This window comes from Lacticaseibacillus manihotivorans DSM 13343 = JCM 12514, from assembly GCF_001435035.1.
GTDB lineage: Bacteria > Bacillota > Bacilli > Lactobacillales > Lactobacillaceae > Lacticaseibacillus > Lacticaseibacillus manihotivorans.
Genome location: NZ_AZEU01000289.1, coordinates 1 through 6759, shown reverse-complemented (window position 1 = coordinate 6759; position 6759 = coordinate 1). Strand labels below are relative to the sequence as shown.

The following is a 6759-nucleotide window of genomic DNA, read 5'->3' as shown; positions in this document are numbered from 1 at the left end:
GGTCTGTTCGTGGTGCATCGATCACCAACTTCTCCGCTCAGTCAGTATTCGCAACGATCCAAACGTTGCTTTCAGACCAGCCAGATGCGATTTCATGTCCCCAATACCGAGGTGAATAATCCAGGTTCTTAGTGATTTTCTTGGTACTGCCATGCATCAGGCTACGTTTACGTTTCAGCTCGTTGATTTGATGTTCGTGCTGATCAGCTTTGGAAATCACTTCTGGTGGCAGTTGATATTGTTTGTTATTGGAATCATGATAGGCGACGTTGTTGGCCATGTTCCAGTCGATACCGATTGCTGGCTCTGCTTGAACATTGGCTTTGGCCTTTGGTTTAACATGCACGATTTGAAGTTGATAAGTGCCATCACCTTTTCGCTTCAACTTGATGATTTTGACGTCCGAGAAGTCATATTCGTTTGCGTTTCGATACAGGTGAAGGATGCCGAAGTTTGGCACTTTGATCACACAAGTTGAAAGAATTCGAATTGGGGTGTCCTTTTGAATCTCAACTGCCCGTGTTTTAGATTTTAAATTAAAGCGAAGGTGACCGCGTTTGTACCAACTATTATGATGCGGGTTCTTGTGTTTGCCACGCTTGTCTTTAATAATGTTTTGCTTGTACTGAAACTTAATTTTGGCTGACCAATTAAGGCCTGCACGCAAAAGCTTCTGATATTCAGTAAAATTAATGATCAGCGTTTGGAGAAAGAGTTGAGCGTTGTGCGACGACAAAAACAAGACTTTGACGTTCCAACGTTTGAGCTGATACTTCTCGCTCAAAAACATCTTGATAATGTGATTGATCAGCTCGTGTCGTTTAATGCCACTCGGTATATTACGATCGATATGCTTGCGGCCAAAAGTCTTGTACATATAATTCAACGAATAATTAAATAACTTATCTTGAACTAATAAGGAGCGCTCCTGTTTGAGAATTTGTTGGTATGATAATGTGACTTTCAACTTTTCGGTGAACGCAAACGTCTTGGAGCGACTGCGTTTTTCCTGTACCCAGGGCTCATCCATAATGAAATCTCCTTGAATTTGATGATTTAATTATAGCGAACAAGCGTTCAAAATTCAAACTAAAAAAAACAAAACAGTCTGTCTAAGCGCTAATTCTTCCCGGGAATGAATTCCTGGGTTTGCTTAGCTGACAGGCTAGATCAGAGTAATCCATACAACAACTTTCACGGACAAAGATTTCTCTTTTCTTGCTATTGTATTACCGGACACTTGTCAGAGCATAGTTATTATTTTCAAGAACAGTTGCATCACTTTCTGCGAGCTGATACGCTTTGGTTTATTGAGGAGGGGACAATTTGAACATGAAACGCATTTTTCACACCGCACTGGGGCTCATTGCGGCAGGATTATTCTTCACGACTAGTACCGAAGTCATTCACACAACGATCGGACACACGGAACCGAACACTGTGGTTTTGGCCTCGACCAAGAAGTCACGGGCTCGTCGCCATCACGCTATTTTGAAAAAGCTGGTCAAGTATACCGACGCGGAATCAGCTGGTCCCAACCAGAATTACTATTTCACCAATGGCAAGGCCAAACTTTCAGGATTTGCGAACCTGAAAGCCGGCGACTATCATTTTGCTAACGACAGCCGCCAACGCGCCAGGACAGCTAAAGCGGTATTAACTTACAGCCAATACAAAGCTTCGCAAGGCTCTCGCCAAGGCGAACCACTAGATCCAACCGCTTGGCCTGACAGCAACCCAGAAATCGGGATCACCTTTGCGCTGACCGGCCGCACTTACCACGGCTATTTATGGAATCGCAGCCACTCAATTGCCGACAGCTTACTGGGTAAATATTCTTACACTTCCAGCAATAATTTCACCACCGGCACCCGCTCGCAAAACGTTGGCGCCGATCAAAATGGCGGGATGCGCGCCGCCGAAGAATTAGTCGAAAACTACTGGGAAGCACACCCGAATACCAAAAATACCGTCCAATACGAAACCACGCCACTATATCACGCTAGCGAAATGATCCCGCGCGGCTCGATTGTCGACATCAAGTCTTCAGATAAGTCTTTGAATACCGAAATCGTGGTGATCAACTCGGCTGAAGGCGTGAAGATCAATTACAATACTGGCGCAAATAACGCCAAGCCTGTGGTCAAAACGACTCAGCACACCACCACGCAAACAAGTCACACCACTGCCACGAATCAAACCACTAGTCCACAGCAATCAGGCGGGTGGACCACTGCCGCTGAAGGCATGGTCTATGTCTCCGCCAGCGATAAATACTACACCCAAGTCACCAATCCTAACAATTATACTTATGAAAGCAAGGCGGATGCCATCTCTAGTGGCGCGCAACCAGCGGCTCGTGGCAATCAGTACGCTAGGCCTTAAATAAATAAACTGAACAAAGTCTTTAAACAAAGTGCCCGACAATTGATAGATTAAATGTCTATGAATCGTCGGGCACTTTAATTTCGTGTAAAAGGCTCAAATGTTATCCAAGTATTACCCTCGTTCAGCAGCTTCGGGCTTTTTACTGGTGATGATCCAACTCAAGACTAAGACGATCACCATGATCGCGGTAACGAAGTAAAAGCCAAGCTGGGCACCTTGCAAGGTTTGATGCGCGGTATTGGCGTGTGGAGCCATGCGCGCACCAGTTGCAAGTAGTGCAGCCATGATGGCAGTGCCGATCGAACCGGAGTATTGTTGCAACGTGTTATAAGCGGCATTGCCATCCCCCATTTGTTGCGGGGCCAACTGTTGCAACCCAAAGGTAAGCAAGGTGTTGAACATGAGGGCAAACCCGATCAAGTAAACGGTGAACAACCCAGTAATCAGCCCAACTGTCAGTCGATTTGCCAATAAGCTAAAGCTCAATGTGGCAATCACCAGCAGCACACTCCCAATGCGAACCAGGTGCTTAATACCGATCGAATCCATCAAGCGCCCTGCCAGTGGTGAAACGAACGCAGATACGATACTGCCGACGAGCAACATTGCCCCAGAAACCATTGAACTGGCCCCTAAAGTCAGCTGAGCAAAGTTTGGCAACAGGAAAGTAAAACCGATTTGACCAAATTGAATTAAGAAATAAATCGTAATCGCGAGGGCGAAAAAGTGATTCTTGAAAATGGTCACTTTCAAGATCGGATGAACAGACTTGACCGAGCGCATGATGAATCCGGCAAAAGCGAGCACGGCCACGATCAACGCCACGATGAAGCCAACGCTTGCCGGACCTGCAGTTCCTAACGTATTAGCGGCCAAGGTCAAGGCAATCAAGGCGATCAAAATCAAGGCAAACTGATCGATCGCAAACTTGGACTTTTGAACTGGAAATGGTTGCAACACATTTTTTGCGGCGATCAAACAAGCGATGATCCCAATTGGCAGCGTGATGATGAAAATCAACCGCCAAGTGGTGAATTCAACAATCGTGCCACCATAAGTTGGGCCAAGCGATGGGGCTAAGGCAATCACCATGCCAGCCAAACCGTTGTACATCCCCTGCTTGCGTTGCGGGATCTGGCGCATGATCAAGGCGAACACTAATGGCATGGCACAGCCAGTCCCGACGGCTTGAATGATCCGCCCGATCAACATGATCGGCAAATTAGTCGCCACCGCACACATAATTCCCCCGATGGCAAAAGCTGAGCCGGCAGTCAAAATGATACTGCGCGCCGTGAAGCGAGATTGAACGTAGCCGGCGATGACCATCGTGGCAGCGACTGCGAGTAAATATTCCGTCGTGACCCACTGCACCGCGTTCATTGACGTGTGAAATTGTTGCATCAAGGTTGGGAACGTGACGTTCATTGACGTTTCAACTAAGACCCCACAAAATGCCAATGCCGTGGTGCCAAAAATGGCTAATAAGGTCCGCGGGGTGACTTTTAATTGCTCTGTATCCAAATGATAAAACCTCCAATGCTGGTGTCTGTTTTCAAACTGATCATGCCATTTTTTCAAATCCGGTCGCAGTCGAAACGAGGGCAAAAAAAAACGGCCCTAAATGGCCGATTCCGAGTCTGCACTCGGGCGAGCAATAAGCCGGAATGGCGACCAGCTTACTACGATTCTGTTTTTTCATGTCGAATTGACATCCGTTTATGACTAACCGGTGGTTATTATATCGGTTGTTTTCAGAAAATGTCAAGTTTTTCTCTGAAAAAGCGCTTGAGCACTTCTCCAACTGGATAGAAACTCAAGCTAATTTCGTTGTTTGAGATACAAAATGCCGTTTCATCGCGGCATGGCGACTCTATCGACCTCTGAGTCGTGAACTGACTAATTGCTGATACAGCGTTAGTAGCGGTGCATCACGCGTAATGTCCGTTACACGCTGATCTAATAATTGATTGAATGTGGTAGCATGCTGCGTAACCATTTCATCGAGTAGAGCATACTTGTCCTCGTAGTGGTGATAAAATGTACTACGCGATACCATAGCAGCCTCGCAGATGTTAGGAACCGTTAGTTCACGAAATGACTTTTCGGCCAAACACGAAATACAGCCTGCTTGAATATCTCGTTCAGTCTTAAACTTTCTCGGATCAGTCACGTTTATACCTTGATGTAATTACCTACTTCCAACAGAGAAGGTTATTCGTCGTTAAAATACGATAATCGTCTACTTATTTCAAGAGTGAAGATTATTGTAAGTAACTCGTTCTAAAACCCGGGTCAAAAACAACTGAGCATTCATCCAATTTTGTAGGAGCAAACATGACGTATTCTGGTACAAACCCCACAGCAAAACAATCTAAAGAACTACTGGCAAATGCACTAGCACAGTTACTTAGTACAAAAAAGTTTACTCAAATTAGTATTAAGGAAATTTGCGAAGAAGCACAAGTTTCTCGACAAACTTTTTACAATTTATTTGATTCTAAAGACGACATATTACGCTACTATCTTGAGGCAACGATGAAAACGATGTTTGCCCCTCTTTGGCAAAAAAGAGATCAGTCTCCAGACCACTTGATCAACGTAACCATCAGATACGTTGAAACCAATCGTTTTTTTCTCCGCCTTCTGGTGGAAAACTCGTTACAATCAATGTTTTTACAAGCAATCCAATCCGGCATTACCGAACTAACCAAAAATGAACCCACCGACTACTCAGAATTTCGAAAAGCCTTTATTGCTGGAGGTCTGACACAGGCAATCATTCAATGGATTTATGAACCTCAAAACGTAAAATCTACTGAATTTTCAGAAATGCTTTCTGAAATGATTAAGACACTTCAAGAGAAACTTTTACGTTCTCTGGGTTATGTCTAAGTTAGCCTTATTTCATTGACGTTTTCATAGGATTTCTCCTACCATATACTAACAAAGCAACAAGAATACTAGGAGGCTTCTTCATGTCTAAACCGATGCAAATTTGGTTCAAAATTTGGCTATGCATCATTTCATTTCTTGCTGGGGGAACGTTCTTCACCGCAGTCACTGCCGGTGGTTGGATGCCCTGGCAACAAAGAATTATTGGCGTCTTTCTCGCCATTTTAGTGATTCACATCATAGAAGAAGGAACACTCCCTGGCGGATTTTTCTATATGTACAATACCTTGTTCAATCCAGATAATAAGCTGTACGACCGATACCCTATCAATCGTTTTTCTGAAATGATTGAAAACTTCTTAAGTGTGGTTGCTTGCACAATCTGTTTTTGGTCTTTCCCTAACACCTTGACTGTTATTCTCTGGTTTGCTGTCTGTCTTGTTGAAATTCCTGGTCATCTAGTTACAGGGTTAAAGACAAAACATGCCCTTGAAGCAAAGGGTAAGATCAAAAAGACCATTTACAATCCCGGTTTAGTCAGCGATATGCTTGGCTTCCTGCCGATGGCAATCGTCATGCTTTACAAGCTTGTCCGCTCTGGCACGACTTGGATTCAATGGATCGGTGGGATTATTCTCGGCGTTGTCATGATGTTGCTATGTATCCAAATTCCCGATAAGGTCTTCATGAATAAAAATACCCGGCCATTTTCGCGTCAGCTCTCTACCAAGATAACCATTCCCACCTAAAAGCAAAATTTCCGAGACCATATCGAGTCCTTCTATTCGTAGACATATTAAGTCCATAGACTCATAACATCTATGAATAGGTATCATTGTCAAGCAATTAAGTCATTTGATACGCAACAAACGACTTTCATATCACTGACTGGCCTTTGAAGTGGTGTGATGGCCAGCAATATCTTTCACCAGCAGGAATTTAAGCACTAGGTCATAGCCAAAATTGATGGAAAGCATGCTGGTCCTGGAAAGTGATCACATGTTAAATTACTTACTTAAGGTGTACGCGATGGAAAAATTCAACCATACGCGCCAATCTGGCATCCCTGGAAAGTTGGCCACCATCATTAACGAAAGTCCGTTTGGGACTACGTTGCAGTTCAGTTATGGGTCATATAAGCATTGTGTTTAACCCTCCTATTGGTGCATTATCATAATGCTCGCACCCAGTAGGTGAAAGCACAACACAGCGTAACCTCACGCTAGACGTGTGATTGCACTGTACTTTCATACGCGAATGAAATGACTCAAGTTTAATAAGACAGTCCAATGGCTCCTCGAGAACACAGTCGCCCCCCACAGGCGCTGGTAACCGAATTTATTCAAATGCTTAACCCTTGTATGCAAAGCCTCGTACGTCCCGCTGACTATGACGTCATGCAACAAGCGACTGATTGACTGTGTCATCGCGCAGTTTATACCGTTCCGATTACTCAAATAAGCGTCAAATAATTCC

Annotated in this window: 7 protein-coding genes; 4 read left to right on the top strand and 3 right to left on the bottom strand. The window is 44.4% G+C overall.

Annotation, left to right across the window (positions count from 1 at the left end; genetic code table 11):
- Positions 1-37: 37 nt before the first annotated feature.
- Positions 38-1030: a hypothetical protein gene (locus FD01_RS13975; protein WP_056964892.1), complete on the bottom strand. Its 993-nt coding sequence runs from the start codon at positions 1028-1030 to the stop codon at positions 38-40.
- A 302-nt stretch (positions 1031-1332) separates the two neighbouring features.
- Between FD01_RS13975 and FD01_RS13970 the strand changes: the two genes are divergently transcribed.
- Positions 1333-2385 carry a DNA/RNA non-specific endonuclease gene (locus tag FD01_RS13970; protein ID WP_082611934.1) on the top strand — a complete coding sequence of 351 codons (1053 nt, stop codon included), beginning with the start codon at positions 1333-1335 and terminating at the stop codon, positions 2383-2385.
- A 114-nt stretch (positions 2386-2499) separates the two neighbouring features.
- Here FD01_RS13970 and FD01_RS13965 read toward each other — a convergent pair whose 3' ends face one another.
- Both FD01_RS13965 and FD01_RS17010 read right to left on the bottom strand, forming a co-directional pair.
- Positions 2500-3912 (bottom strand): DHA2 family efflux MFS transporter permease subunit, encoded by a 1413-nt coding sequence (locus tag FD01_RS13965; RefSeq protein ID WP_056964888.1) that lies wholly within the window; start codon positions 3910-3912, stop codon positions 2500-2502.
- A 349-nt stretch (positions 3913-4261) separates the two neighbouring features.
- Positions 4262-4561: a TetR/AcrR family transcriptional regulator gene (locus FD01_RS17010; RefSeq protein WP_162257371.1), complete on the bottom strand. Its 300-nt coding sequence runs from the start codon at positions 4559-4561 to the stop codon at positions 4262-4264.
- A 164-nt stretch (positions 4562-4725) separates the two neighbouring features.
- Between FD01_RS17010 and FD01_RS13960 the strand changes: the two genes are divergently transcribed.
- The 3 genes from FD01_RS13960 (at position 4726) to FD01_RS13950 (ending at position 6435) form a co-directional block, all read left to right on the top strand.
- Positions 4726-5283, top strand: coding sequence for a TetR/AcrR family transcriptional regulator (locus FD01_RS13960; RefSeq protein WP_056964886.1), 558 nt, complete (start codon positions 4726-4728; stop codon positions 5281-5283).
- Positions 5284-5366: 83 nt separating this feature from the next.
- Positions 5367-6032: an HXXEE domain-containing protein gene (locus FD01_RS13955; protein WP_054719118.1), complete on the top strand. Its 666-nt coding sequence runs from the start codon at positions 5367-5369 to the stop codon at positions 6030-6032.
- Positions 6033-6282: 250 nt separating this feature from the next.
- Complete coding sequence (locus FD01_RS13950) at positions 6283-6435, top strand: hypothetical protein (RefSeq protein ID WP_156647328.1); 153 nt, start codon at positions 6283-6285, stop codon at positions 6433-6435.
- The last annotated feature ends 324 nt before the right edge of the window (positions 6436-6759 follow it).

Coding starts and splice junctions, on each gene's coding strand:
- FD01_RS13970 (WP_082611934.1), top strand. CDS start 1,333: ATGAAACGCATTTTTCACACCGCACTGGGGCTCATTGCGGCAGGATTA.
- FD01_RS13960 (WP_056964886.1), top strand. CDS start 4,726: ATGACGTATTCTGGTACAAACCCCACAGCAAAACAATCTAAAGAACTA.
- FD01_RS13975 (WP_056964892.1), bottom strand. CDS start 1,030: ATGGATGAGCCCTGGGTACAGGAAAAACGCAGTCGCTCCAAGACGTTT.
- FD01_RS13950 (WP_156647328.1), top strand. CDS start 6,283: ATGTTAAATTACTTACTTAAGGTGTACGCGATGGAAAAATTCAACCAT.
- FD01_RS13955 (WP_054719118.1), top strand. CDS start 5,367: ATGTCTAAACCGATGCAAATTTGGTTCAAAATTTGGCTATGCATCATT.